Genomic DNA, 2,739 nt, shown 5'->3' on the forward strand with positions numbered 1-2,739 from the left:
GGGCTGAGCACCGGCTCGGGCGAGACGACGGAGGCGAGCGCGGCCAGCGCGCCCTCGTACTCCGACTCGGCACGGCGCTCGACGAGGAACCCGTCGATCAGGCCGCCCCCTTCCCGCCGCCCGTCCCGCACCCGGTGTCCCCCGGCGCCGAACCGGACCCGCACCCGCACTCCGGGGCGCGCGTCGGCGTCCAGCTCCTCGGGCACGGCGTAGTCGAAATACCGATCGAGATGCACCACGCCCTTGTTCACCAGCACCCGCGCCACGGGCAGCTCCTTGGCGAGCGCGGCCCCCCGCCAGGTCCGCGGCTTGGCCCTGGGCACCTTGGCCCTGCGCACGGTCTCCCGGATGAGCGCAAGCTGCTCGGGCCCGCCGGCCGCGGGCTCTTCGGGGCGCTCGTCGTCGCTGCTCACACCGTCATTCGTACCAGAGCGCTCGGACAGCGGGCCCTGCCCCGCCACCGGGCGTACGGCCACGCCGAAGGCCCCGGCACCCTCGTCAGGGGCCAGGGCCTGTCGGCCCACCGCGTACGGTCGGCGGCTAGGCCGTGTCGCGGGCCGGGCGGGACTTTCGCAGCGCGCCCTACAGGCCCACCGCCGCGCGCAGCGCGTCCACGCGGTCAGTACGCTCCCAGGTGAAGTCGGGCAGCTCGCGGCCGAAGTGGCCGTAGGCCGCCGTCAGAGCGTAGATCGGGCGCAGCAGCTCCAGATCGCGGATGATCGCGGCCGGGCGCAGATCGAAGACATCGGAGATCGCCTGCTCGATCCGCTCGACGTCGACGGTCGACGTACCGAAGGTCTCGACAAAGAGGCCGACCGGCTCGGCCTTGCCGATGGCGTACGCCACCTGGACCTCGCAGCGGGCGGCGAGGCCGGCGGCCACGATGTTCTTGGCGACCCAGCGCATGGCGTACGCGGCCGAGCGGTCGACCTTGGACGGGTCCTTGCCGGAGAACGCGCCGCCGCCGTGGCGGGCCATACCGCCGTAGGTGTCGATGATGATCTTGCGGCCGGTGAGGCCGGCGTCGCCCATCGGGCCGCCGATCTCGAAGCGGCCGGTCGGGTTGACCAGCAGCCGGTAGCCCTCGGTGTCCAGCTTGATGCCGTCGTCCACGAGCTGGCCGAGCACATGCTCGACGACGAACTCACGGATGTCGGGCGCGAGCAGCGAGTCCAGATCGATGTCGGAGGCGTGCTGCGAGGAGACCACGACGGTGTCGAGGCGGACGGCCTTGTCGCCGTCGTACTCGATGGTGACCTGGGTCTTACCGTCCGGGCGCAGATACGGGATGGTCCCGTTCTTCCGGACGTCGGAGAGGCGGCGGGCGAGCCGGTGCGCCAGATGGATCGGCAGCGGCATCAGCTCCGGCGTCTCGTCGCAGGCATAGCCGAACATCAGGCCCTGGTCGCCCGCGCCCTGCTTGTTGAGGTCGTCGCTCTCCTCGCCGGTGGCGGAGCCTTCCACCCGCTTCTCGTACGCGGTGTCCACACCCTGCGCGATGTCCGGCGACTGCGCGCCGATGGAGATCGAGACACCGCAGGACGCGCCGTCGAAGCCCTTCTTCGACGAGTCGTAGCCGATGTCGAGGATCTTGTTGCGCACGAGGGTCGGGATGTCGGCGTACGCCTTGGTGGTCACCTCACCGGCGACATGCACCAGACCGGTGGTGATCAAGGTCTCCACGGCGACCCGGGAGGTCGGGTCCTCACGCAGAAGGGCATCGAGAATGGTGTCGCTGATCTGGTCGGCGATCTTGTCGGGGTGACCTTCGGTCACAGACTCCGAGGTGAAGAGACGGCGGGACACATCGCTCCCTGGGGTTGCAGCGGCTGCTGGCTGATCATTGGCGGACCGGCAGGGGGCTGCGCCCCGCGACGTTCCATGACCAGTTTATCCGTGACCCTCCGGATGCGGACCACCCGTCTCGCTCCGTGGGAGCCGGGCCGGAACGCTGTCACCTGGGACCGAAGGGTTTCGGGCAGGACAATAGGCCGAAATCCGTAGCATGGATGCCCGCTTTTCGAGGGATTTCTTCCATGCGCCCGGATGGCTCTTCCCGCCCGGATGACTCCCTTCGCGCGGTTTCGGAGCCCATACGCCCATGCCGCCCCCGCCGGAAACCGGGCAGACCTCCCCGGCACAACCCCCGGGTGCGGCCCGTCGGCGGGTGCCCGCCGACAGGAAGTGCCTGCCGATGGATGGTGACTCACCGCGACCGGCGGCGGTGCCGGTCCGCAGGGCCGACGGCGGGGCGGACGGGTCGCGTAGGGATCACGATCCGGGCGGGGAACCGGGCCGGGCATCGGCCGGACGCGGACATCGGCCCGGGCGCCCCGGGGCGCCGCCCGCGCGCCCCGTCTCGCCTCGTGCGGGCTTTGTCTCGTCTCGTGCGGGCTTTGTCACCCGAGCCGGGGAGCCACCAGATCCCACACGATGTCCGCCAGATCCTCCTTGGGCCCGTACGGCACCGGGGTCTCGCCGCCGTCCGCGGCCAGGACCACGGCCTCGCTCTCCCCGAGCCCGAAGGTCTTGTTCTCCCCCACCTCATTGACCACGAGCAGATCGCAGCCCTTGCGGCGCAGCTTCTCGCGGCCGTTGGCGAGGACGTCGTCCGTCTCGGCGGCGAAGCCGACGATCACCTGTCCGGCCCGGGGCCGTTCGGCGGAGATCTCGGCGAGGATGTCGGGGTTGCGGACCAGGGCGACGGGCGCGGGCTCCTGGCCGTCCTTCTTCTTGATC

Annotated in this window: 3 protein-coding genes; all 3 read right to left on the reverse strand. The window is 71.0% G+C overall.

Annotated features, from left to right (window positions below):
* Positions 1-413 (reverse strand): primosomal protein N' family DNA-binding protein (locus tag ACWF94_RS38120; RefSeq protein WP_453499485.1); only part of this gene is annotated, 413 nt, incomplete at its 3' end.
* Positions 414-582: 169 nt separating this feature from the next.
* Positions 583-1,806, reverse strand: coding sequence for a methionine adenosyltransferase (gene metK, locus ACWF94_RS38125; RefSeq protein ID WP_453499487.1), 1,224 nt, complete (start codon positions 1,804-1,806; stop codon positions 583-585).
* Between the two features lie 593 nt (positions 1,807-2,399).
* Positions 2,400-2,739 (reverse strand): phosphopantothenoylcysteine decarboxylase domain-containing protein (locus tag ACWF94_RS38130; protein ID WP_453499489.1); only part of this gene is annotated, 340 nt, incomplete at its 5' end.

The sequence above is a fragment of the Streptomyces sp. NPDC055078 genome, from assembly GCF_053607985.1.